This window comes from Lysinibacillus sp. A1 (genome assembly GCF_000801965.1).
Lineage (GTDB): Bacteria > Bacillota > Bacilli > Bacillales_A > Planococcaceae > Lysinibacillus > Lysinibacillus fusiformis.
The window spans coordinates 1-24,920 of record NZ_JSZM01000003.1; the positions used below are offsets into that span (position 1 = coordinate 1).

23 protein-coding genes, 1 other RNA gene and 1 pseudogene are annotated in these 24,920 nt (G+C 37.6%); 23 read left to right on the top strand and 2 right to left on the bottom strand.

Going from position 1 to position 24,920, the window contains the following annotated elements:
- From PI85_RS01690 to PI85_RS01710, 5 genes are all read left to right on the top strand, one after another.
- Positions 1 to 899: ArsA-related P-loop ATPase (locus PI85_RS01690; protein WP_039390938.1), on the top strand; the 899-nt coding region annotated here is incomplete at its 5' end.
- The gene (locus PI85_RS01695) at positions 896 to 1,177 is read left to right on the top strand and encodes a Fe-S cluster assembly protein HesB (protein WP_036124835.1); all 282 of its coding nucleotides are present in this window, start codon (positions 896 to 898) and stop codon (positions 1,175 to 1,177) included. The genes PI85_RS01690 and PI85_RS01695, both read left to right, overlap by 4 nt.
- A 65-nt stretch (positions 1,178 to 1,242) precedes the next feature.
- Positions 1,243 to 1,467 (top strand): hypothetical protein, encoded by a 225-nt coding sequence (locus PI85_RS01700; protein WP_036124837.1) that lies wholly within the window; start codon positions 1,243 to 1,245, stop codon positions 1,465 to 1,467.
- Between the two features lie 106 nt (positions 1,468 to 1,573).
- On the top strand, positions 1,574 to 2,929 hold the full coding sequence (locus PI85_RS01705; RefSeq protein ID WP_036124839.1) for an NAD(P)-binding domain-containing protein: 1,356 nt from the start codon (positions 1,574 to 1,576) through the stop codon (positions 2,927 to 2,929).
- A gap of 58 nt (positions 2,930 to 2,987) precedes the next feature.
- Positions 2,988 to 3,479, top strand: coding sequence for a GNAT family N-acetyltransferase (locus PI85_RS01710; protein ID WP_036124841.1), 492 nt, complete (start codon positions 2,988 to 2,990; stop codon positions 3,477 to 3,479).
- A gap of 178 nt (positions 3,480 to 3,657) precedes the next feature.
- Here PI85_RS01710 and PI85_RS01715 read toward each other — a convergent pair whose 3' ends face one another.
- Complete coding sequence (locus PI85_RS01715) at positions 3,658 to 4,092, bottom strand: hypothetical protein (RefSeq protein ID WP_039390942.1); 435 nt, start codon at positions 4,090 to 4,092, stop codon at positions 3,658 to 3,660.
- Between the two features lie 1,253 nt (positions 4,093 to 5,345).
- On the opposite strand from PI85_RS01715, the pseudogene PI85_RS01725 reads away from it, so the two are divergent.
- Positions 5,346 to 5,810: pseudogene (locus PI85_RS01725) on the top strand (Zn-binding domain-containing protein); the annotation flags it as partial.
- A 137-nt stretch (positions 5,811 to 5,947) separates the two neighbouring features.
- On the opposite strand, the gene PI85_RS01730 reads toward PI85_RS01725, so the two are convergent.
- A complete protein-coding gene (locus PI85_RS01730) occupies positions 5,948 to 6,304 on the bottom strand; it encodes a hypothetical protein (RefSeq protein WP_225316229.1) in 357 nt (118 codons plus the stop codon).
- A 298-nt stretch (positions 6,305 to 6,602) separates the two neighbouring features.
- Between PI85_RS01730 and PI85_RS01735 the strand changes: the two genes are divergently transcribed.
- From PI85_RS01735 to PI85_RS01810, 17 genes are all read left to right on the top strand, one after another.
- Positions 6,603 to 7,853: a ribonuclease H-like domain-containing protein gene (locus PI85_RS01735; RefSeq protein WP_036124846.1), complete on the top strand. Its 1,251-nt coding sequence runs from the start codon at positions 6,603 to 6,605 to the stop codon at positions 7,851 to 7,853.
- A gap of 121 nt (positions 7,854 to 7,974) precedes the next feature.
- Positions 7,975 to 8,274, top strand: coding sequence for a cell division regulator GpsB (gpsB, locus tag PI85_RS01740; protein WP_036124847.1), 300 nt, complete (start codon positions 7,975 to 7,977; stop codon positions 8,272 to 8,274).
- Positions 8,275 to 8,334: 60 nt separating this feature from the next.
- An RNA gene (gene rnpB / locus PI85_RS23745) (RNase P RNA component class B) lies at positions 8,335 to 8,714 on the top strand.
- Between the two features lie 492 nt (positions 8,715 to 9,206).
- Positions 9,207 to 10,952 (top strand): bifunctional diguanylate cyclase/phosphodiesterase, encoded by a 1,746-nt coding sequence (locus tag PI85_RS01745; protein WP_036124848.1) that lies wholly within the window; start codon positions 9,207 to 9,209, stop codon positions 10,950 to 10,952.
- 3 nt (positions 10,953 to 10,955) lie between these two features.
- Entirely contained in the window at positions 10,956 to 12,092 is a 1,137-nt protein-coding gene (locus tag PI85_RS01750) for a class I SAM-dependent RNA methyltransferase (RefSeq protein ID WP_036124850.1), read from the top strand.
- Between the two features lie 85 nt (positions 12,093 to 12,177).
- The gene (locus tag PI85_RS01755) at positions 12,178 to 14,085 is read left to right on the top strand and encodes an ATP-dependent DNA helicase (RefSeq protein ID WP_036124851.1); all 1,908 of its coding nucleotides are present in this window, start codon (positions 12,178 to 12,180) and stop codon (positions 14,083 to 14,085) included.
- A gap of 247 nt (positions 14,086 to 14,332) precedes the next feature.
- Positions 14,333 to 15,772 (top strand): sensor histidine kinase, encoded by a 1,440-nt coding sequence (locus PI85_RS01760; protein ID WP_036124852.1) that lies wholly within the window; start codon positions 14,333 to 14,335, stop codon positions 15,770 to 15,772.
- The gene (locus tag PI85_RS01765) at positions 15,765 to 16,343 is read left to right on the top strand and encodes an ANTAR domain-containing response regulator (protein ID WP_025115126.1); all 579 of its coding nucleotides are present in this window, start codon (positions 15,765 to 15,767) and stop codon (positions 16,341 to 16,343) included. The genes PI85_RS01760 and PI85_RS01765 overlap by 8 nt, the downstream gene beginning before the upstream one ends.
- An 83-nt stretch (positions 16,344 to 16,426) precedes the next feature.
- On the top strand, positions 16,427 to 17,668 hold the full coding sequence (eutH, locus tag PI85_RS01770; protein WP_008176453.1) for an ethanolamine utilization protein EutH: 1,242 nt from the start codon (positions 16,427 to 16,429) through the stop codon (positions 17,666 to 17,668).
- Between the two features lie 25 nt (positions 17,669 to 17,693).
- Positions 17,694 to 18,035, top strand: a complete 342-nt coding sequence (eutS, locus tag PI85_RS01775) for an ethanolamine utilization microcompartment protein EutS (protein ID WP_008176451.1) — start codon at positions 17,694 to 17,696, stop codon at positions 18,033 to 18,035.
- Between the two features lie 10 nt (positions 18,036 to 18,045).
- Positions 18,046 to 18,546, top strand: a complete 501-nt coding sequence (locus tag PI85_RS01780; RefSeq protein WP_036124855.1) for a EutP/PduV family microcompartment system protein — start codon at positions 18,046 to 18,048, stop codon at positions 18,544 to 18,546.
- Between the two features lie 17 nt (positions 18,547 to 18,563).
- On the top strand, positions 18,564 to 19,988 hold the full coding sequence (locus PI85_RS01785) for an ethanolamine ammonia-lyase reactivating factor EutA (RefSeq protein WP_036124857.1): 1,425 nt from the start codon (positions 18,564 to 18,566) through the stop codon (positions 19,986 to 19,988).
- A gap of 5 nt (positions 19,989 to 19,993) precedes the next feature.
- Positions 19,994 to 21,364 carry an ethanolamine ammonia-lyase subunit EutB gene (locus tag PI85_RS01790; protein WP_042737470.1) on the top strand — a complete coding sequence of 457 codons (1,371 nt, stop codon included), beginning with the start codon at positions 19,994 to 19,996 and terminating at the stop codon, positions 21,362 to 21,364.
- A 9-nt stretch (positions 21,365 to 21,373) separates the two neighbouring features.
- Positions 21,374 to 22,384, top strand: a complete 1,011-nt coding sequence (gene eutC, locus PI85_RS01795; RefSeq protein ID WP_036124861.1) for an ethanolamine ammonia-lyase subunit EutC — start codon at positions 21,374 to 21,376, stop codon at positions 22,382 to 22,384.
- An 11-nt stretch (positions 22,385 to 22,395) separates the two neighbouring features.
- Positions 22,396 to 23,046 carry an ethanolamine utilization microcompartment protein EutL gene (gene eutL / locus PI85_RS01800; RefSeq protein WP_036124863.1) on the top strand — a complete coding sequence of 217 codons (651 nt, stop codon included), beginning with the start codon at positions 22,396 to 22,398 and terminating at the stop codon, positions 23,044 to 23,046.
- Between the two features lie 15 nt (positions 23,047 to 23,061).
- Positions 23,062 to 24,552, top strand: a complete 1,491-nt coding sequence (locus PI85_RS01805) for an aldehyde dehydrogenase family protein (protein ID WP_052323426.1) — start codon at positions 23,062 to 23,064, stop codon at positions 24,550 to 24,552.
- A gap of 16 nt (positions 24,553 to 24,568) precedes the next feature.
- On the top strand, positions 24,569 to 24,847 hold the full coding sequence (locus PI85_RS01810; RefSeq protein ID WP_008176438.1) for a BMC domain-containing protein: 279 nt from the start codon (positions 24,569 to 24,571) through the stop codon (positions 24,845 to 24,847).
- Positions 24,848 to 24,920: the final 73 nt, after the last annotated feature.

The window sequence follows — 24,920 nt, forward strand, 5'->3', positions numbered from 1 at the left end:
TGCAAGCATGGATGACTGACCAAGAAGTTATACATGCAGATGAATCAAATGAAGAAACTAAGATTCCTGAGATAGAAGAAATGATTGCTGATTATTTAGAACGTAAACCGAAACTCATTTTTACGATGGGGAAAGGTGGGGTTGGAAAAACAACTGTGGCTTCTTATATTGCATTACGATTAGCAGAAGAGGATACTCATGTACATTTAACTACAACAGATCCCGCCGCACACCTCGATTGGACATTCGGAGATGACAACGTCAATAATTTAACGATCAGTCGTATTGATCCAAAAGCAGAAGTGGCAAACTATGAAGCAGAAGTGCTTGCAAAGGCAAGTGAAACGATGAATGAGGAAGGTTTAGCATTTGTGAAAGAGGATTTGGCTTCTCCTTGTACAGAGGAAATAGCTGTATTCAGAGCATTTGCTAACGTTGTAGAAAATCATCAAGATGAAGTCATTATTATTGATACCGCACCAACAGGGCATACGTTGCTTTTACTAGACGCAACAGAAGCTTATCATCGGGAAATAAGCCGTTCACAAGGGGGTATTCCTCTAGCTGTTTCTAACCTGTTACCAAGGTTGCGTGATGCCTCTTATACGAGTGTTGCCATTGTAACTCTTCCTGAAGCAACACCTGTTTATGAAGCTTCGCGCTTACAAGAAGATTTACACTGTGCTGGATTATCTGTTGATTGGTGGGTTGTTAATCAGACATTTTCATCTATCTATACAACAAGTCCAACATTAATTCAAAAACAACAAGCTGAAACGAAATGGCTAAAAGAAGTTAGATCCATCAGCAATAATCAATTTGTGGCCATTCCATGGGTAAAAACGCCACCTGTTGGAACACAAGGCTTACATGAATTAAAAGGAGAGAAAACCAAATGAAAATGAGTCCAGAAGGTAAAAATTATTTAGAACAGGTATTAGCTGATTCAGAGGTTAAAACGCTTCGTTTCTTTGGTATTGCAGGCTGCTGTGGAGTTAATTTAGGTGTAGGCTTAGAAGCACCAGCAGAAGAAGATGCAATTCAAACAATTGAAGGTATCGAAGTCGCAATTCATCCTGATATTGCACCGCAATTAACAGATGTTACGATCCATGCAGAAGAAGAGAATGGTGAACTAGGTTTAGTATTAGTTGGATACTCACCGACATCTTGCTAACGAGTGATCCTAAATATACTGTCTGTCGTAGCAATTATTCAATCCGTTGAATGGAGGATACAATAATGACAGTGAACCATGCTAGCGTATTAACTAAAGATTATTTTATCGCTTATATAAAATTAATTATGAATAATAGAGAATACACTTTGATACAGGCTAAAGAGTTTGCTTTTGATTTCTTCTTTAAAGGAGAAATGGATCGTTACGGCATTTCTACATGGTTGCAATTTGAAAAAGCTATAAAAGAAATTGATAAAATCATGTGTGAAATGGAAGTGCGTTCATAACAATCACAAAAGCTTAAATAAATTACGTCTAGCTTACTGCTAGACGTAAAAAATACATTTTATATAAGGGAATGCTTATATAGAGAAAAAAAGAGGAGAAGTTTATATGAAAACACTAAAAGTAATCAAACAAAATCAATCTTGTTGTACACCTGCTCAAGATATTGAAGTCCAAGAGACTATTAATAATTCCAATAAGAATTTACCAATAGTCATAATTGGTGCAGGTCCTATCGGGTTAGCTGCTGCTGCTCATTTAGTTGAGCAAAACCAGTCATTTATTTTACTTGAAGCTGGCAATGAAATAGCACACAACATTCGTACTTGGGGGCATGTCACATTATTTTCCCCATGGCGTTATAACATCAATAAAGCTGCTAAATCATTATTAGAGGGATCTGATTGGGTAGAACCTAACTTAGAAACAATACCTACGGGGCATGAGTTAATTGATCTATATTTAAAACCTTTGGCAGAGTTAACACTAATAAAACCAAGTATCCGATTGAACTCAAAAGTAGTAGGTATTTCACGACAATTAAATGATAAAATGAAATCAAAAAATCGATTCAATCAGTCCTTTAATATATATGTCGAAAAAGAGGATGACATATATATTATTGAGGCAAAAGCTGTTATTGATGCTACAGGAACATGGGGAAACCCAAACCCAGCAAATTCTACAGGTGTTTGGCTGAAAAATGAGAAAGAATTAGTAGATCAAATTGAGTACGGTATTCCAGATATAAATACGAATCCAAAGAGATATGCAAATAAGAAGATTGCTGTCATTGGTGGTGGTCATTCAGCGATCAATACCTTATTAGCTTTGGCTGAATTACAAAAAGATAATCCTTCAACAAAGCTTGTGTGGATTATGCGTAAAAGATCTGTAGAAGAGGCCTATGGCGGGGAGGAAAAAGATGCATTGGCAGCACGTGGCGCACTGGGTATTCGCATCCATGAATTAGTAGATACAGGGAAAATTGAGGTAGTAACACCTTTCTATATTTCACAGGTGAAAAAAGAAGAAAATATCCATATTGTAGGTACTATTAATGGAGAACAAAAAGTACTTACAGGATTCGATGAACTTATTGTTAATGCAGGAAATCGACCTGATTTTACCATGAACAATGAACTGCGTTTATCTATCGATACAGCAACAGAAAGTGTGCAAGCATTAGCGCCACTAATTGATCCTAATGAGCATAGTTGTGGCACAGTAAGAGCGCATGGTGAAGAAATACTACGCCAACCTGAAACGGACTTCTATATAGTAGGAGCTAAAAGTTATGGACGCGCACCAACATTTTTAATGGCAACCGGCTACGAACAGGTTCGTTCTATAACAGCTTATTTATCAGGTGATGAAGAAGCATCGAAACGTGTTGAATTAGAATTACCAGAAACAGGCGTATGTAGTATTAATCTTGTCAATCAATCAAATACAGGTTGTTAAAAATTTGACTGTTAGCGAAAGCTAGCAGTCCTTTTAAAATATTCAAAGGAGAAATGGAATGGATACACTAATTACTCGTAAAATGGAAAACAAGGATTTACAAGAGGTATTAAAGATTTATAAAGAAGGAATCGAAACAGGGATGGCAACCTTTGAAACAATTGTGCCAAGTGAAAAGGTATGGGATGAAAGACATCATGCGACCTTGCGCTTTGTTGCAGAAGAACACAATAGAGTAGTTGGTTGGATTAGTATTTCCCCAGTCTCTACACGCGCTGTTTATTCTGGAGTGGGAGAAGTTAGTGTTTATATATCAAGTGATCATAAAGGCAAGGGTATTGCCTCAAAGCTATTTAAAATACTAATTGAAGAGAGTGAAAAGATAGGTTTTTGGACACTCCAATCATCAATCTTTGCCATCAATACATCAAGTATTCAATTACATAAAAAAATGGGCTTTAGAATAGTTGGTACGAGAGAAAAAATTGCACAATTACATGGTCAATGGCAAGATACAATAATTATGGAAAGGAGAAATAATTTAATGTAGTTGTTTAAATAAAGTCTTCACTAAAATTCAATTATTGTAAAATCAAGATTTACTGCGAGAGCTTTTATTCAAACTTTATTCCTAATACATTACGATAAAACGGAAAATTAGGGGGGTATCACGTATAAATTTGGTACTCACCCAAATTTATACGTGATTTTCATTTCAACATATTTTCCTACATGGTAGAACTTGAGCTTATAAATCCTGCTACACGAGCCGAAGCCAATGAGGAGGTCATTACTTTAATATCATCAATATAAAATTCTTTATGTTTCTTTTCCTTTGGGTGAATAACGTATGCAATTTCCTTATAAGGGACTGGTCCTGGATAAAAATAAGATGGACTTTCAAGTGTTTCAATTACTGCATTAAGATGTCCAAATACGTTTAAAAATAGGCGGAGCTTGTTATTGTATTTATAGATGATAAAAATGTGTTCTTTATCACTTATTAAAGAATCCAAAATATTATCTAATAACATATTTTCAGTAGTATATGTGTAAATAATATTATCTTTAATCGAAAAGGCTGGGATTTTCTCTTTCTTTATTTGGAATGGAAAAAGTCTAGAATGGAGATTTTTTACTGTCATTCTTCCTTCTTCATTCATAAATAATTTCTTAACGCTGCTGCAGTACCTGATTCAGCAAAATTCGGGATAAAGAAACAACCCAATCCTAATATGATTTTAATTTGTTCTCTTCTGTTTACCTTTAAATCTAACCCTTTAGTGAAGGCTACTTTACCAACATCTATTTTTTCCGAGCTTATTTTGGAAACGTTTATTTCCACCCCTTTTTTTGAAGCTTTTTTCTCTATTTCTTTTAGTATTTGTTTTTGGTATCGTGGATCAAATTTTATAGTACCTTTTTTCCTTTTTCCCCATTCTATCTTAGTTTCTGGCTTAGAAATTGGAACGAAACCATCTTCACATACAAGAATTTGAATGGGTTCTCCATTTTCCGTGTAATCAAATGGATATAATCATACATCTTAATAGTGATAAAATATTAAATGGCTATTCCATTACCCGGTGCTTTTATGGCATAAAGGTCACTAAAATGAACAAACTTTTTTATAAAACTGAAACTTAAATTTGCTAGATAAGAATCTATTTTGATCAATTTTTTCAAAGCGGCTTCTTTTTATTTACCCTGAAATGAGGTTCTGCGAGATACTTTTGATCAAACTTTATTCCAAAGCTACAAGATTAGTTGAAATATTAGATAATCTTTGGGAGAACTGTATTGATAATGACAGTTTTTAAGCGGTGATTGCGCAGAAATAGAAAGGGTAGAAAAAGTTGAAGAGAAATTGGATGATGTCCAAGTCGATGGCAGCCGTGATCTCTTCGTATTTTGGGTAGGTTCCATTTCATATAATTTTTCCATGCTAAATAGGCTTCTGTTGTCTTATAATGGTCATAGGGAGTACTCCTCCAGTCTTTTTGGGATGTTTTGGTCGACTACCATTATACAAGACTTGGGGAGATACTTCCTTTTTTATGTCTATAAACCCTTGGGAGACAAGGGTCTGGAATTATGAAATTCATTCTCATACGTAAACAAAATCTACTTATTTTGATTAAACTTAATTTAAACTGAGTGGATTTTTTCTATATAGAATTAATGTTCATGACTTGCTTTTAATCAAACTTTCTTCCAAATCAACAGAAGTTTAGGTATCTAAACCCAAATTCAATCGAAGATGCTTTTTTTTATTTGTCTATACTGTTGGGGTCAGTCCCATGAAATGCTATGCTTTTTCTTTAAACATTAGCGCACTAGAATTGTCATTAAACGTCAGCTATAGCTTTTCTGTGAATTGGAGACTTGTATATCTTAACTTATGTTAAATCACACATTTATTAAAATTCGCTTTGGAACGCATGATAATATAGGATCGGGGCCTATTCATTTACCTCCAGATGAAATGCATACAAGCGCATCATGGCTATCACTTCATCTAACAGAACAGTGGTCAGAGGCGGAATTGACAGAGGCAATGATTGGAGTAGCCTATGCCATGAATGCCTTTATTCCTTTATTTATTCAATGTGATAGCAGTGATGTAGCAGTTGTCCCACAAGTCAAAGCATCCCATAATGAGTTGCCCACATTTTTTGTTTACGATAAATACCCTGGTGGGATTGGTTTAAGTGAAAAGGTCTATGACTTATGGGAAGAGCTATTAATGAAAACGTTAGAGCATGTTTCAAATTGTCCTTGTGAATCTGGATGCCCATCATGTATTGGTGCCCAAGACAGTTTACAGGAAGGCAAGAAGAGAGTCATAATACTTCTTCAAAGATTAAATCAAATTAATTAACATGAAAAAAGAGGGCTTGAGGAATAACTAAATTATTTCCTCAGGCCCTCCCTATTTAATAATGTATAGCTCAACTAATGGTTAATGATAGTAAGTTTTTCTAACTTGTGTCTAGCAACACTTTATTAGGTTAAAGATTAATTGATAGATATTTTATGTTTTTCGTTCAGTAGTGTAGTACCATTTACTTTAACGACGATATTTAGACTGAGTAATCCACCAATTTTTACTTTTACGGTAGAGATTGTGCCATCTGCTTCTGTAATTTCACCTTTCAATGTAACATAAGGGTAGATTTGTTTGAACATATTATCTCTACTTTTTTTATCTACTACTTCATTATTAATAGCAAGAACTTCTTCAGTCACGGCATTTACAATTCGAATAATATGGCCTTTATAGTCTAATTGCCATACTTTAAATACTTCTTTTTCTAAATCCTCGGTTGTGTTTTTCCATTCTTCTTTTATTTCTTCACGCAAATTTTTAAACAAGGCATTTCCTCCAAAAAACATAATTTTATCACAATTTATATGTAATTTCATTTTATAGGAAATACTTACAATAGTACACTGGCAATAGACAATAGCTAGAGGTTTCTGTACAAAACAGTAACATAATCATTTGATATCGTTCCTTTAATGTGGATAGGACAATGTTTGATGTCATTAATGAAAGAAATAGAGTTTCTATAAACAAGAATTTCCTGCGATGAAAATTTTGAATGAGTCAAGCAATCATGGTAATCTTGCAAGAGAGTCTTATATTATAAGCAGAAAATGAGTGAAATACATGTCTTATGAAAATAAAATACTACAAATGAAAAAAATGCTTAGTAAAAAACCAGCGGCGGCTCCACAAAAGGTAGAGGAACCAGCTTATCAAAAGCCAACTAGGCCGAGCTATACCGAGCGATGGGAAGAGGCTGGGCTTACGGTTGTAGAAAATGACTTTGGTATTGTGTTTAAGCGCCATGTACAGTATCCATTTTCTTTTCAGCATGGTCATTATCAGCTACAGTCATTTTTTGATGCGTTGAAAAAATGGCAGGATGCTTCGTTTGATCATCCGTATGCACTGGATTTTCATGAACCTGTATTATTTTTTGATACAGAAACGACAGGCTTAAAAGGTGTGGGCACGCATATTTTTTTGCTTGGGTTTTTAGAGGTAGACGAAGAATGTTTTAGTTTAACTCAATATATTCTTGCAGACCCTGCACATGAGGCGGCGTTTTTGTTTGAATCAAAACTGTGGCAAAAATCTGCAACGGTTATCACCTATAATGGTAAAAGCTTTGATTGGCCGCAGCTTGAAACACGCTGGACATTGCATCAAAAAACATTACCGAAATTAAGATCACAACGACAAATAGATTTATTGCATAGTTCCAAGCGTTTATGGAAAAATGATATGGAGCGCTTAAAGTTAAAATCTGTGGAGGAAGAGAAGCTTGGTTTTTCTCGAAAGGGAGATATTCCTGGTCATCTTGCCCCTATTATTTATTTAGATGCTGTGAAAAGTGGCGTACCAGATGCTCTTATGAAGGTTTTGCTGCATAATGAGTGGGATTTGCTGTCGCTTATCACACTGTATAGTCATTCTACTCAGCTCTTGTTTGACGAGGGATATGAAGAATCTGCAAAAACCTTTACCAATATTGGGAAATGGTATGGTGATTTAAAAGAAAGCACACAAAGTGTTAAGGTGTTAGAAAGGGTGACAACCCAATTTGATGCACTGGAAGCGGGTAATGCTCAATATTATTTAGCACTACAGCATAAAAAGAGTAAACGCTATAGTGAAGCGATTGACGCATTTGTAGCCTCTCTCCATTTTGTCGAAGCAAGAACAAAGTTGCATGTCTTTGAGCAGCTAGCCATACTTTATGAACACCAAATAAAAGATTATAAGCAGGCCCTTTATTATACGCAACAAGGCATACATCTCATTCAAAAGAATGAGCAATGGAGAGCAGAACAAAAACAAAAATGGGTAATTTCTTGGGAAAAGAGGTTGCTCAGATTAGGAAATAAGAAATAATTTCCCAGGTAATCGCATAAAACGACAAGTTTAGCCTTACAATTGGAGTTTTCAGACGATATAATGTGTTGAAGTATGCTATAATGAATTCGTGTATGTAGTGTGAGGAAGGGCGATGTGAATGGACATTAAATTAACGTCAAAAATGATCCTTGAAAAGGAATTTAAAAAGAACTTTAAAGGCTATAATGTGGAAGAAGTAGATTCATTCCTTGATGAAATTATTCAAGACTATGAAACGTTTGAAAAAGTGATGGCCCAACTACGTGAAGAGAATAGACAATTAAAAGAAGAAATTGAAAATACACCGAAGAGACAACCCGTTGCATCAGCGGCAGCAGCAGGTACAACTAATTTTGACATTTTAAAACGTCTTTCAAATTTAGAAAAACATGTATTTGGTAGCAAGCTATACGAATAAATTTAGTCAATTATATTGTATTTAACATAAAACTCTAGTATAATCTTTCGTATCATCATGAAATTCTGGTAATCGCTGCGGCGCTAGACGTCGTAGAGGAAAGTCCATGCTCACACGGTACTGAGATGTCCGTAGTGTTCGTGCTTACTGAAAAAATAAGGTAAGGCAGCTGAAAAGGCTGACGGCGGAAGGAAAACCTAAGTCCTTGGATATGGTTGACACTTCCTGAAAGTGCCACAGTGACGAAGCTTGCTTGGAAACATGCAAGGTGGAACGAGGTAAACCCCACGAGTGAGAAACCCAAATTATGGTAGGGGCACTCTCTTGAAGGAATTGAACGGATAGAGGGACGGAGCTTGCTCTGTAGATAGATGATTACTACCTGGTCGTACGAGGCGCAAGCTGTTTGAGTACTCAGGAACAAAACATGGCTTATGGAATTTTTTTGATGCTTATTTACGAAATAACAAGCGCTCTCCAACTCGGTGGAGAGCTTTTCTTTTGAGTTTATGAGGAAAAAGTAACCTAGTTAATCAAGTCTTGGTATGCGCGATACGTTTGAGAATGGCTATTTGCTAGCCAAGCCTCTATCGCTACCGCTTCTAAGTCACAACATCTGAAAACGGTGATCGCATCAATGTGTATTTATCTTGATTCAGCAAAAGTTTGGGTACCTAGCAAAATGTTAGATACACATGACTCTACTCGATAGGTAGCGAGAGTTTGCACATTTTCTTTCCATTCAGGTGGCGACAGGACAACTGCTGAATCAAGTATAAACCTCTAAGGATGTCACAGATTTTTAAGACGAGCTTACGAGTTACTCAAAAAAACTGTACACCATCTAAATGGGATGTCATTGATTTACATACGAGTTGGCCTGACGTAAGTGCCCTTTAAAGGGAGTATAGAGAGATAGGATGGGGCGGAACATGAACGGAGTAAATAATTGGGAAAGTGTGGATAAATTGAAGTTGATTTCTCAATATCCTACTACCTTAATACTTAAAATCTTCGAAAATGTATCTGAAGGTATCATGATTACTGATAAATACAAAAAAATAGTAATGGTTAATCCTGCCTTCGAATTTGTCACAGGTTATAAACGTGATGATGTGGTGGGAAAAACACCTGCCGTTTTACAATCAGGTGTTCATGAATTACCGTTCTATTTAGAAATGTGGGAACAGATACGACAAGAAGGAATTTGGCAAGGAGAAATATGGAATCGTCGTAAAACTGGAGACGTATATCCTGAATGGTTAACAATTGTTTGTGTAACCAACGATGAGGGTGAGGTTACAAATTATTGTGGTATTTTCACAGATTTGTCTGAAAGAAAAATAGTAGAAAACGAACTAGAAAAACGTTTACTGACTGATTCACTAACAGAAGTATCCAATCGTTTTGCTTATATTGAAAGAATGGATAATCTTTTAGAATCAACTTCTGCTATTTCTCATTCAGTGCAGCATGCAGTCTATTTTTTAGATTTAGATAGATTTAAGCAAATTAATGATACTTTAGGTCATGCTGTCGGAGATTCCATTTTAATAGAAGTCGCCAAACGACTAAAACATTTACTGAAAAACAAAGATATTATCGCAAGATATGGCGGAGATGAATTCGTCATTACATTAACGAATGTAAAAAACGTAAAAGAAGCTGCACAATTTGCTGAACAAATAATAAGTAGTATTGAAAAGCCAATGATGATAAACGGCCAGGAAGTGTTTATTTCTACAAGCATAGGCGTAAGTGTCTATCCAGTAGATGGGAAAAATACGGAAGAACTCATTAATTGTGCTGACAGAGCAATGACCTATTCAAAAAAGAATGGTTTGAATGGCTATTCTTTTTATTTTGATGAACTGCAAACAGATGCACAGCGTGTCTTATTGCTAGATTCAGAATTAAGAAGAGCCATTGACAATCGTGAATTTGAGCTGCATTTCCAGCCGAAAATTTATATGGACAATGAGCAAATTCAAGGATTAGAGGCATTGGTCCGTTGGAATAATGAAAGGCTAGGCTTTGTCTCTCCTGGAGAGTTTATCCCTTATGCCGAGGAAACAGGATTAATCATTCCTTTAAGTGAGGTCATTCTGGAAAAGGCGTGCGAGGCAGTTATTCAAATGCAACAATATGGGTGGAAAATACCGGTTGCCATTAATATATCAAGCATTCACTTTAAACAGCAAAATTTTTTAGAATCGATCCAAGCAATATTAGAACGCTATAATATGCCAGCAAACAATTTTGAAATAGAAGTGACGGAACGAACAGTCATGAACAGTGCTAACGAAACCGTGAGCAAATTAGTTCGTTTGAAACAATTAGGCTTTAAAATCTCCATAGATGATTTTGGGACAGGCTATTCGTCTCTGAGCTATTTAGTTCGCTTTCCGCTAGATTGTTTAAAAATCGATCGAAGCTTTATTCAACATATTGGGTCGCTCGATGAAAAACAGGCAGTTGTAGATGCTATTATTCAAATGTCCCATCGACTAAAAATGAAAGTTGTGGCAGAAGGTGTAGAACAGGCACAACAAGTGGATATACTACGTAAAATGAACTGTGATATTATTCAGGGCTATTATTACAGCAAACCATTACCATTAAACGACCTTATGGAGTTTATGGAATATTGGGAAATTGAGCATCAAGGAAGGAAATAATCTATGGCAAATTATCAATTAGTAGCAACGTCAGCAATGGGTTTAGAGGCAATTGTAGCCCAAGAAGTAAAAGCACTTGGTTATGAAACAACTGTTGACAATGGTAAAGTATTTTTTCAGGGTGATGAAACAGCGATTGCACGTGCCAATTTGTGGCTACGAGTAGCCGATCGTGTAAAAATTGTCGTTGGACAATTCCCAGCAAAATCATTTGAACAATTATTTGAAAGTGTAAAATCTTTACCTTGGGAAAAATATTTACCCGTGGATGCTGCCTTTCCTGTATCAGGGAAGTCGGTTAAATCTAAATTATTTAGTGTACCTGATTGCCAAGCTATTACAAAAAAAGCAATTGTTGAACGGATGAAACAGCATTATAAGCGACTTGGCTTTTTAGATGAATCAGGTGCTACTTACAAAATTGAGGTTTCGATTTTAAAAGATGTGGCGACACTTACGATTGATACATCAGGCGCAGGTCTTCATAAACGTGGCTATCGTCAAGCACAAGGCGAGGCACCGTTAAAAGAAACCTTAGCAGCGGCGCTTATACAAGTTTCAAAATGGAATCCAAATCGTCCGTTTGTAGATCCATTCTGTGGTTCTGGAACCATTGCTTTAGAGGCAGCCATGTTTGGACAAAATATAGCACCAGGCTATAATCGTGAGTTTATTTCTGAAGACTGGCCATGGATGAAAGCGCAAATCTGGGACACTGTCCGAGACGAAGCGGAAAGTTTGGCCAATTATGATCAACCGTTAGAAATTGTAGGTTCTGATATTGACCATCGCATGGTAAGCATTGCACAAGAAAATGCTACAGAAGCAGGATTTGGTGAGCTAATTACGTTTAAGCAAATGCAAGCACGTGATTTCACGACTCAGTTAACAGATGGTGTAATGATCGGTAACCCGCCATACGGAGAACGTATTGGTGATGTTGAAGTTGTTGAACAGGTTATCCGTGATTTAGGGAAAGTTATGAAAAACTATCCAACTTGGTCTGTATATATGCTATCCTCCATGAAAAATTTTGAAGAATTATATGGACGCCAAGCGACGAAAAAACGGAAATTATTTAATGGTTTTATCGAAACAAATTATTATCAGTTCTGGGGACAAAAGTCTAAAAGAGATTAACGAATAGTAACGGAAGATAAGATTTTTTCTTATCTTCCGTTTCGTCGCGTATAATAGCACCAGATAGTAAGAGGGGGAACATCAATTGCGTAAATCTTTACCATTTGCATTATCAAAGGACCGATCATTTTTTGATTCACTAGGTGACTGGATGGGTGACGTCCTTTATGATGAATTGCCTGAAAAAGGCTTTGAATGTCGTGATGAGCAAATCTTTATGGCTTATCAAATAGAACAAGCGCTAAAAGAAAAAAACGTACTCTTTGCAGAAGCGGGTGTTGGAACTGGGAAAACAATCGCCTATTTACTCCCAGCTATATCGTATGCACGCTATACAGGGAAACCGGCACTTATTGCATGTGCTGATGAAACATTAATCGATCAGCTCGTTAAACAGGGCGGAGATATCTATAAGCTACAAAAAACGCTTGGTCTGGAAATTGATGTTCGTTTAGCCAAATCACGGGATCAATATTTATGCTTAAAACGCTTTGAGGAAGCGGAAAAAGTTGAATCGGATGAATGGATTGATGATATTTCCTTCTCCATTCCGGATGGTGTATATGCCCAAGGTTCAATGATTGCTATTCATCCGTATGGAGAACGTAGTAATTATCCAACTGTCAGCGATGAGGATTGGCAAAAAGTTAATTACAACTCGATTATGCAATGCTCTGTATGTGATCTACGAAATCGCTGTGGGCAAACATTGCATCGTTCTCATTACCGTAAATCAACGGATTTAGTTATTTGTTCGCAAGATTTCTTAATGGAACATTTAGCTACAAAGGAATCTCGTGAACGTGAAGGACAGCTTGCCTTATTGCCAGAAGTGTCTATGATGGTTTTGGATGAAGGACATCTGTTGGAATACGCTGCACAAAAAGCAATGACTTATAAAGTACAGGCAACAACGATTGTTCAGCTTTTAGAGCGATTAATGGTAGATGGTGTGCGAGAGCGAACATTGTATGCTATGGAAAAATTGCAAGATGATCACGAGTTATTTTTTGATCAGCTTCGTGATGATATCGTTGCTTCAGATGAGGATCGTAAACGTATCAATAAATCCAAAACATTGCTTACTTATGGAAAACAATTGATACATGATGTAGAAATATTGATGGAAGAATTTGTTTTTGAATCTGAAATGTATATGATTCCTGAATATGAGTTAAATATGGCAGAGGAATATTTAGAACAATATGAGGCTTCCTTACGTATTTTCATAGCTCAAGGAGATGCAGTGGATTGGCTGGAGGAAACAGATGGAGAAGAAACGTTGGTAATTATGCCTCGTCTAATTACAGAAGTTTTAGCAGAAAAACTATTCTCTAAAAAGCTTCCGATCGTCTTTTCGTCTGCTACACTATCTGTTAATAAAGACTTTTCGTATATCGCCTATAGTTTAGGTATTAAAGAGTCCCAATCATTTTCAGTCCCTTCGCCATTTGATTATGAAGAGGTAATGAAAATCTATTTACATGAGCTTGATCAACATGCTAAAACCGCACGTGTACAGCAATTACTGCGTGATGGAGAGCAAACATTAATTTTATTTAAATCCAAGCAAGCCATGTTGAAATTTAAAGCCGAATTGCCATTAATGGAGCGCATGCACGTTGCCTTTGAAGGTGATCGAGAGCTCTCCGCCATTGTTCGTGATTTCCAGCAGGGAACCGTTAAAACATTATGCTCATATCATTTATGGGAAGGCTTAGATTTACCTGAAGAAGCATTAACACGTGTCATTATTTATGATTTACCGTTTCCTCCACAGGATCCATTATTTGATGCGAAGCGTACGTTTGCTGAAAACCCATTTGAAGAAGTGGAGTTACCATTTATGCAATTGCGCTTGCAGCAAGGAATGGGCCGCTTAATTAGGACGTCAAACGATCATGGCGATATTCATATTTTATTGAATGAAGAAGAACAAAAACAACGCGCAGCCTTTGAAAATATATTAGCTGTTGCCCCTGAAATAAAGTAGAAATAAGAGAGTTTGCTAAATCAGCAAGCTCTCTTTTTGTTATATCGAAATAACTATTTTCTCCTTGTTAAATAATGTAATAACAAAAAGATGTTGAATATTTCTCTTTTAAGCTATATAGTTCTTTGTAATGCAATGAATTTTGATGAAAGATAATATTTTTTGTATTGAAAATAATTTCACAAAAGGTTTATAATAATGACAAGAATTTTTAAGAATAATCAAACTGATTGTTGATTATTCAGTGATGGGGGGCTTTAACCTGTCGAACATTCAATCATTGTGTAGAAACTATACTAATCTTTCGGCAACGGATATTGACAAGTTAATAGAAATAGAAGCTACGCTTAAATATTATGCAGAGCTCACTGATTGTTATATGTTCATAGATTGTATGATGGATAATTTATCACATGCAATTGTCGTGGCAGAAGCATTCCCTAACAAGGAAAAAGGTTTATACGAAAAATCGGTTATTGGAAAATTCGTTTTTGAAAGTTTTGAACCAGCCGTATTTACTGCGTTTAAGCAACAAGAAAAATCATCGATTTCCAGAGCCGTTACACAAGAAGGCATTACGGTCGAGCAAAATGTGATTCCGATCTTTAATGAACAACAGCAAGTAATTGCTGTATTGATTCAGGAAAAGACGGTGAAGATGCAAACGACACCAAAAGATGATTTTCAAAATATGCCTTTTGCATTAATTGAACATATTGTAGAACCTAATTCTCAACCGATACCAGTTGTTTCTGATTTACTTGTAGAGTCAATTATTCTTACCAATCACGAAAACAAAGTCATCTACAGTAACCCAGCTGGCTATCATTTTATTTCAGAACTTTCGGGATTAGAAAACTTTGACAATGTTGCGTTGGATAAAATCTTACCGTTTTTACAGGAGGTCTATGATAAAGGCGACGATGTCTTTTTCCTAGAAATTACGATCGAACGTAAATCCTTTATCGTCAAGAAAATTCCAATTCGCAGTCAAAATGACAAGGTTACACTCCTCATTATTCATGATCTAACAGAGCTAAAGCTGAAAGAAAATGAACTTATGATGAAAACATTTGCCATACGAGAAATTCACCATCGTGTGAAAAATAATCTTCAGACAGTGACAAGCCTATTACGCTTGCAAATGCGCAATGAATTGTCGGCTGTCAATGCAAGTGCTTTTCAGGAGGCATTAAATCGAATATATAGCATCTCATCTGTATATGAGCTTATTTTAGAAAATGAGGATAACGCTGAAGAAAAAGTAGACGTTATTGCATTGGCTAGAAAAATTGGACATAAAATGATTGGCACGTCCAATACAGCAACTATTCAACTAGCATTTCATCACGAGCATTTGCAAGTATTTTGCCATTCCAAAAAGGCAGTATCCCTTGCACTCATTATTTGTGAGCTACTACAAAATGCATTAAAGTATGCTTTTGTAGGTCGTGATGAAGGAGCCATTGATATTCATTTCATGCAGGAGGCTTCAACTATTTCACTTCATATTTCTGACAACGGCGTTGGAATGCATGAGGTGAAGGCATCATTTGGCATGGAAATTATCACAAGGCTTGTGGAATATGATTTAGCTGGCTCATTTTCAATTATCCCTAGTGAAGAAGGTACACATACTCAAATTCAGTTCCCTGTAAGTGAGGAGGTATTTATCGTAAATGACTAGGAAAGTTATGATTGTCGAAGATGAATCATTGATTGCCATTGATTTGAAGTTTATGCTAGAGGATAATGGTTACGAAGTAGTGGCACAAGCTAATAATGGTGAAACCGCTATTGAGCTAGCCTTTTTGCATAAACCACAATTAATCTTAATGGATATAAAAATGCCTAAACTAGATGGTTTAAAGGCAAGTAAAATTATTGAACAACAGCTTGGCATACCTGTTCTCTTCATCTCGGCATATAGTGAAAAAGAATTATTACTATACATGAAGCAGGATAATATATTAGGATATGTTATGAAACCGTTTTCTGAAAAAAATGTGTTGCCTGTGTTAGAGGTTGCTTTTCATCAAATTGATAAGTTCAATCGTCTCAATGGGGAGATTTTACATAAGCAAACACAATTAGATAAGCGAAAAGTCATTGAACGAGCAAAGGGCTTGCTTATGCAGGCAGAAAATATAAGCGAGGACGAGGCTTACCGCAAAATTCGCAATGAAAGTATGCAAACACAGCAAGAAATGGTGCATATTGCGGAGCAAATTATTTTAAACTTACAAGTTAATAGTTGAAGCAAAGGCGCTTTAAAGAGATTTCTTCTTTAAAGTGCCTTTTTTTATATAAATTTATTAATCATAAAGGGGTGATGAGTAAGATGGCAATGATAGGAACGATTATCGTTTATATTATTATGATTTGTGCTGTTTTAGGGGCAATCGGAGCAATCCGAGATGCTGAGTATGGAATTGGTAAAGAGTTTATGAATGGTATCCATACAGTTGGTCATATTTTCGTCCCAGCAGCAGGGATCATGGCAGCTATACCTTACTTAACATGGTTTATTAGTCATTTTATTAGTCCGATTTTTGAGTTAATTGGTGCAGATCCTGCGATTGCAGCGACGACTATTTTAGCTTCGGACATGGGTGGTTACCAATTAGCCAATGCTTTAAAAGAGTCATATGAGGGATGGGTAATGGCTCTAGTCGTTGGATTTATGTCAGGTGCTACTATTGTCTTCTCGATTCCAATGGGTCTTGCGATGTTAGATAAGCGTGATCATAAATATATGGCGCTTGGTATTATGGCCGGCGTATTAACAATTCCGATTGGTGCATTTATTTCATCGATTATGATCGTGCTATTTAACACAGAAGTGCGTGAAGTTATTAGTACAACAGAGGCGCCTACATATGTATTTGCCATTTCTGTTTTACAAATTTTAATTAATTTACTGCCTTTGTTCATCTTTGTTGTGTTAATCGCGTTAGGTCTAAAGCTTATTCCAAACGGTATGATTGCAGGCTTCATGTTATTCGGCCGTGTGATGGATGCAGGAATCAAATTGGTATTAGTGTTCTCGATTGTTGAAATTTTTACAGGTATTTTTACAAAAATATTTGGTGCATGGGGCTTCGATCCAATTATGGCTGATGAGATCGATCAATTCCGAGCATTAGAAACAGCTGGTTATATAGGTATTATGCTAGCCGGTGCATTCCCAATGGTTTATTTAATTCGAAAATATGCATCGAAACCACTTGAAGCGGCTGGTAAGAAATTGGGCCTTTCATCTGTAGGGAGTGCAGGGATTTTAGCAACCATTGCTAATATCTTGGCGATGTTTACGCTTGTTCGTCATATGCCACCAAAAGATAAAGTGATTAATATTGCATTTGGTGTATGTTCAGCATTTTTATTAGGCGATCACTTATCATTTACAGCTAATTTCCAGCCGACGATTATTTTACCTGTTATTGCTGGTAAGTTTTTAGCGGGTGTGATTGCAATTATTTTAGCGTATAAGCTTTCTGTACCGACTGCCTTAAGGTTAGAAATGGAAGATCGTAAAGCAGGCATTATAAAAGAAGGCGAATATTTAGATCAAAAATCTTAATCCATTAAAAGTGAGGTGATGATGTGTGAGTGAAGAAAAGAAACGATTTATTCAGGAGTTTGTGCCGGGTAAACAGCTAACATTGAGTCACCTTATTGCGAACCCTGACCCCGAGATGTTTCAAAAGCTGGGTATTCAAGAATCGGGTGCGCTAGGTATTATGACGTGTACTCCAAGTGAAACGGTTATCATCGCAGGGGATTTAGCGACGAAAGCTGCCAATGTTAGATTAGGATTTTTAGACCGTTTTACAGGCAGTCTCGTTATTGTAGGTAGTGTATCAGAGGTGGAAATGGCGATGTTAGAAATTAATCGTTTTTTATCCGAGGTATTAGGCTATACACCATCAAGAATAACAAAATCATAGGATGTGTCGTATGAAAAATCGAGTAATGATAATAGGCGGTGTGCAAGCAGGAAAGTCAACATTGATGAATACTTTGTTGGGCAAAGAAAGCAGTGCCAATAAAACACAAGCACTCGTTTATGAAGACTGGATTGTCGATACACCCGGTGAATATATTGAAAATCCCATGTATTACAGAAACATTATGGCCACTTCGTTGGAAGTAACTCATGTTATTTATTTGCAGGATGCGACATCTTCAAGAAGTGTGTTTCCTCCGCAATTTAGCTTAGGGATTCCGAAGATACAAATCGGTGTCATTACAAAAATAGATGCACCTGATGCAGATGTTGAAAGAGCGACAGGTTTATTAAAAAATGTGATGACACAGGGCCCTATCGTGAAAACTTCTTCGTGGAAAAAGCTTGGGGTTGAATGGATTGCGCCACTTATTCAGCTTCATACACACGAAGAAATTCAACAATTCGTGAAGGATTGCGATAGTCCATATCTCATGTATTGCTCACGGTAGCGAGAGGGTGGTGTAGGGTGAAAACTGAAACAATTTATAGTGCTGGCATTGATATTGGGACAAGCACGACCAAAATGGTAGTTAGTCGTTTTTTGTTAAAGAATGTGGCTGGCGTAACCCATGTGCCAAGGATTGAAATTATTGAGAAGACGGTGTTACATCAAAGTCCCATCATTAAGACACCATTTATCAATAAAGACATCATTGATATGAAAAAAATTGAAGAATTCATTTTTCAGCAGTATCAATTGGCTCAAATTGCACCAACTGATATTTCGACGGGCGCCATTATTATAACTGGAGAATCTGCCACGAAGGAAAATGCAAGAGAGGTTGTCCATACCATTGCAGATGGCGCAGGTCATTTTTTAGTTGCTACTGCTGGTCCTGATTTAGAAGGCATTATTGCGGCCAAAGGGTCAGGTACTTTACAGCAATCCAAAAACTCTTCTAAAGTGATCGCCAATATTGATATTGGTGGTGGAACTGCCAATATAGCAGTTATGCAATTTGGAGAAGTCATCGGGACATGTACCTTACATGTTGGTGGTAGATTGATTGAATTTAACAATGGTAGGATTCAATCAATTTCTCCGCCACTCATGGAACTGATGGAAAAGTGGTCTAATCCGTTATCCGTCGGTGATGGGGCAGAAGATGCTCGAGTGACGCAATGTATAGAGGAAATGGTCGGTACACTTGCTTTAATTTTGAAGGGACAGTGTACGGATGACAAGCATCCATTATTACTTGGGCATTTGCCAAACTGGCATAAACCAGTAGATGCCATCGTCTTTTCTGGAGGAGTAGCCTCTTGTATTTATGAAAATGAATGTACACAGCGTCAATATGATGATATTGGTGAACGATTAGCGAAAATGCTCGTTCAGCATGAGCAGCTGCAATCGTTTTTATGGCTCCAACCTAAAGAAACCGCTCGTGCGACCGTCACTGGTGCAGGTACACAAACTACGGAAATTAGTGGGGCAACCATCCAGGCGGATGCCGAGGTGTTACCACTCAAAAATGTTCCTGTGTTTAACTGCCATCTGGATGAAACAGCAATAGACTATAACAGCACGGTGAAAACAGCGGTGGAGCGAGCAGATGATTTATTTGCAATACAGGATAATCGTGCACCATTTGCACTCTATTTTAGTGAATTGCCGTATTTAAGCTTTCAGGATGTACATGCATTGTGTGAGGCCATATTGCAACATTTGGCAACAAGATGCTCCAAGGACATACCAATTATCATAGTCATTCAATCAGATTATGCAAAGATTATTGGACAAACCATACAAGCAATCAATCCGACAGTCCCAATTATTTGCATCGATCAAATCAAAGTGGAGACGGGTGATTACATCGACATTGGAGAGGTTCTGCCATCAGGCGTTGTTCCAGTTGTTGTGAAGACCCTTGCCTTCCACTCAAAGTAAGGAGGATGAATGTGAATTTATCGGTGATATTTGGTGGAGAGAAATATAATTTTAAATCATTAAAAGATGTCATGGCCAAGGCCAATGAAGAAAAATCAGGTGATCAGCTAGCGGGAATTGCAGCTGAAACCGTTCAGCAACGTATAGCTGCGAAGGCAGTACTAAGTGAGCTTCTAGTGAAAGATATCCGTGAAAATCCATTAGTGCCGCAAGAAAATGATGAAGTTTCACGCATTATTGAGGGCGATATTAATGAGCAAATATATGGAGAAATCAAAAACTGGAGCATTGAGCAGCTACGCGAATACATCTTATCGAATGATACGGGTGATCGTGAGTTAAAGCGTTTAAGCAAAGGGATGAACTCTGAAATTATTGCAGCTGTCACGAAGCTAATGTCAAATCTAGATCTTGTTCATGCAGCCAATAAAGTAGAGATTTTATCGACATGTAATATTACTATCGGTCAAAAAGGTACGCTGTCATCACGTTTACAGCCAAACCATCCAACCGACAATATCGACGGTATTATTGCTTCCCTAAAGGAAGGTCTGTCCTATGGTATTGGTGACGCTGTCATTGGTATTAATCCTGTGGATGATTCAGTTGAAAGTGTCAAAAAGGTATTAACTGCTACAAAAGAATTTATCAATGAATGGTCAATTCCTACGCAAAATTGTGTATTAGCCCATATTACGACACAGATGAAGGCCATTAAACAGGGTGCACCAGCTGATATGATTTTCCAAAGTATTGCTGGCACTGAAATTGCCAACCGTTCATTCGGGATTTCAGCAGATTTAATACGAGAAGCAGAGGAACTCATTAAAAAGCAGGGAACGGGTACTGGTCCGAACCTATTCTACTTTGAAACAGGGCAAGGCTCGGAACTATCAGCAGAAGCTCATATGGGCATCGACCAAGTAACACTTGAATCTCGCAATTATGGATTTGCTCGACATTTCAATCCTTATATCGTTAATACGGTAGTTGGTTTTATCGGCCCTGAGTATTTATACAACAATAAACAAGTAATACGAGCGGGTCTTGAGGATCACTTCATGGGCAAAATGCATGGTATCCCTATGGGGGTAGATATTTGCTATACAAACCATATTAAGGCAGATCAAAATGATGTGGAAGATTTAAGTGTGTTACTGACAGCGGCTGGCGTTAACTTTATTATTGCGGCGCCAATGGGTGATGATGTCATGCTCAACTATCAATCAATGAGCTTCCATGATGTAGCTACATTACTACAAACATTTGGAAAAAAACCAGCACCAGAATATTTAGCATGGCTAGAGAAAATGGGCATTTATGAAAATGGTCGACTTTCAGCTAGGGCTGGCGATTTATCCATTTTTGAAAGGTAGGTGAGTCGAGTGAATGATCAATTAGTCTCTATGATTACACAACTTGTCATGGAAAAGATGGAGAAAACTACTGAAGGACAAGCTCCAGAGGTAACCACAACACGAACAGAGGAGCCGCTTATAAAGTTCTATGATACAGCAGCAACTAAAGGTGCTACAGAATTAGCAGAACCTATGTCTACAACAAGTGAACCATTAATTCAGCTGTATCAGCAAGGAACTCCTCAGCAGGCACATATAGCTCCTGCAACTTTTGAACAACCGTTAAATGTAGCTGTACCCATTAAACCTTTTCAGTTTGAGGCAGACACATTAACGGACAGTATACAGGCGGCTAAAAAACATACACCAGCTCGGATTGGAGTAGGTAGAGCGGGCACAAGACCAAAAACAAAAACGTGGTTAAAGTTCCGTCTCGATCATGCCGCTGCAGTGGATGCTGTATATGGTGAAGTGACAGAAGATCTTTTACAAAAACTTGATGTCTTTCAAGTGACAACGAAAGTAACAGATAAAGAGGAATACATTACAAGACCTGACTTAGGTCGTCGTTTATCAGATGAAGCCAAGTCATTAATTCAACAAAAGTGCAAGCAACAGCCGAAAGTACAGATTATTATTTCGAATGGCTTAAGTGCGAGTGCGATTGAGGAAAATGTACAAGATGTTTATTTAGCGCTTCAGCAAAGTCTTAGCAATTTAAATATTGATATTGGAACAACCTTCTATATCGATAAAGGCCGAGTGGCGCTCATGGATGAAATCGGTGAGTTGTTACAGGCGGAGGTTATTGTTTATTTAATTGGTGAGCGTCCCGGACTAGTATCAGCTGAATCGATGAGTGCTTATTTATGTTATAAACCTAGAATCGGCACAGTAGAAGCAGAGCGGATGGTCATATCTAATATCCATAAAGGAGGCATCCCACCATTAGAGGCGGGTGCGTACCTTGGAACAATCGTACAAAAAATCTTGCATTACGAGGCAAGTGGGGTAGAGCTTGTCGCAAAAGAAGGTTAGGAGGCTGAAATATGAATCCTCAAAAAATAATGGCCCAAATTTTGGCGATGCAAACTATTCCAAGAGTTAACAGTGAATTAGCAGAGCAGCTAGATTTGAAGCCGCACCATCATAGTATTGGGCTCGTGACGCTCACAATTGATGATGTAGGATATGTAGCATTAGATGAAGCAACGAAGAAGGCAGATATTGATGTTGTCTATGCGAAAAGTTTCTATGCGGGAGCAGCACATTCATCTGGTCCCTTGTCGGGGGAGGTTATTGGCATTATTGCTGGGAGCTCACCTGATGAAATCCGTAGTGGTCTAGATGCCATTCAACAAAAAATAGAGTTTGACACGTACTTTGAAGCTATTAATAACAATGACAACCATGCTTTGTTTGCCCATACGGTGGCAAGCTGTGGGACGTATCTTGCTGAGCTAGCAGATGTAAAGGTTGGCACACCTCTTGCGTATTTAATCGCACCGCCATTGGAGGCAGTTGTTGGTTTAGATGCAGCATTGAAGGCGGCAGATGTAGAGCTAAAGGTTTTCTTTGGCCCTCCCTCGGAAACCAATTTTGGTGGCGGTTTATTAAGTGGCAGCCAATCTTCCTGTGAGGCTGCGGCACAAGCTTTTAGAGAAGCCATCGAAAATTTAGCAAGAAACCCAGTGATTTAGAAAGGAGGCGGCTTTATGGCCACATTAGACAAAGACTTATTAGCTATTCAAGAAATGAGAGATGCTGTTAAACATGCTAATACAGCACAAGCTGCCTATATGCAATTTTCACAGCAACAAGTAGACAGCATTGTGAAAGCTGTTGCGGATGCTGCCTTTAAGGAAGCGGATCGCTTAGCCAAAATGGCTGTGCAAGAAACAGGGATGGGTATCCCTAATCATAAAAAAATGAAAAACGAAGTTGCTTCACGAGATGTCTATGAAGATATTAAAGAATTAAAAACGGTTGGTATAGTAGGCTATGATCGTATGAAAAAAGTGGCAGAGATTGCAAGTCCTTTTGGGGTTATTGCAGGAATTGTGCCAACGACGAATCCAACATCTACAGCTATTTTTAAAACATTAATTTCTTTAAAAACGAGAAATGCCTTAGTACTAAGTCCTCACCCATATGCTGTGAAATGTACAAAAGAGGCGCTAGACGTTTGCCGAGTAGCTGCTGAACAAGCAGGTGCACCAGAAGGTTTACTACAATGTTTAACAATGTCTTCTATGGAGGCAACACAGCAGCTAATGAAGCATCCTGATATTCATTTGATTTTAGCAACAGGTGGCGGCGCATTAGTGAAGGCGGCGTATAGCTCAGGAAAACCTGCTTATGGGGTAGGACCCGGGAATGTCCCAGCCTACATTGAAAAATCAGCAAATATCCAAAAGTCTGTACGACAATTGGTGCACAGTAAATCGTTTGATAATGGCACAATTTGCGCTACAGAGCAAGCTATTATTGTAGATAAAACAATTGCAGAGCAGGTACAAACAGAATTAAAGAAAAACGGTGCCTATCTATTAAATGCTGAAGAAAAAGCTAAAATGGAGAAATTAATCTCACCAGTCCCTGGAAAGGTGAATCCACAAATCGTTGGCAAATCAGCAAGCTGCTTAGCGGATTCTGTAGGCATCACTGTACCAGAGGATACTAAAGTACTTGTTGGCTTAGAAACGATGATTGGTAAAAATATCCCGTTTTCTCTGGAAAAATTATCACCTATCTTTGCCCTCTATACGGTAGAAAACAGTACAGAAGCTAAGCAAGTGATGATTGACCTTTTAAATATTGGTGGACGCGGACATACATGCTCGATTCATACTGAAAATGCAGCTTTAGCAGAGCAATTCTCCGTTGAATTACCAGTATCTCGTATTGTAGTGAATACACTATCATCTATAGGTGCAGTAGGTGGCACAACTGGATTAGCACCATCCTTTACATTAGGCTGTGGTACATTTGGCGGCAATATTACGTCAGATAACATTACAGCAAGACATCTTTTAAACATTAAACGTATGGCTTATGGCATTAAGGATGTAGAAGTGCCAAAACCAGAGTTTGAAGTACAGTCCGTAGTTGAGTCGGTTGTCTCACAGGAGCCTTCTTTAGACACAACAATGGTTCAACAAATCGTTGATCAAGTATTAAAACAAATCACATTACAAAATAAATAATTTGGAGGAATGACAAATGAGTACAGCATTAGGAATGGTAGAAACAAAAGGTTTAGTAGGAGCAATCGAAGCAGGAGACGCAATGGTAAAAGCGGCAAGCGTTAATTTAGTAGGTAAAGTACATGTTGGTGGCGGTATCGTAACTGTTCTTGTTCGTGGAGATGTAGGTGCTGTAAAAGCAGCAACAGATGCAGGTGCAGCAGCAGCACAACGTGTAGGGGAACTTTTATCAGTTCATGTAATCCCACGTCCACACCATGAATTAGAAATGATTTTACCAAAAGCAGAAGCTTAATATATCAGCAATGAGAGCTGATCCAACTCAAGGACAGCTCTCCTCTTGTCATCAAGGAACAACAATCCATTTA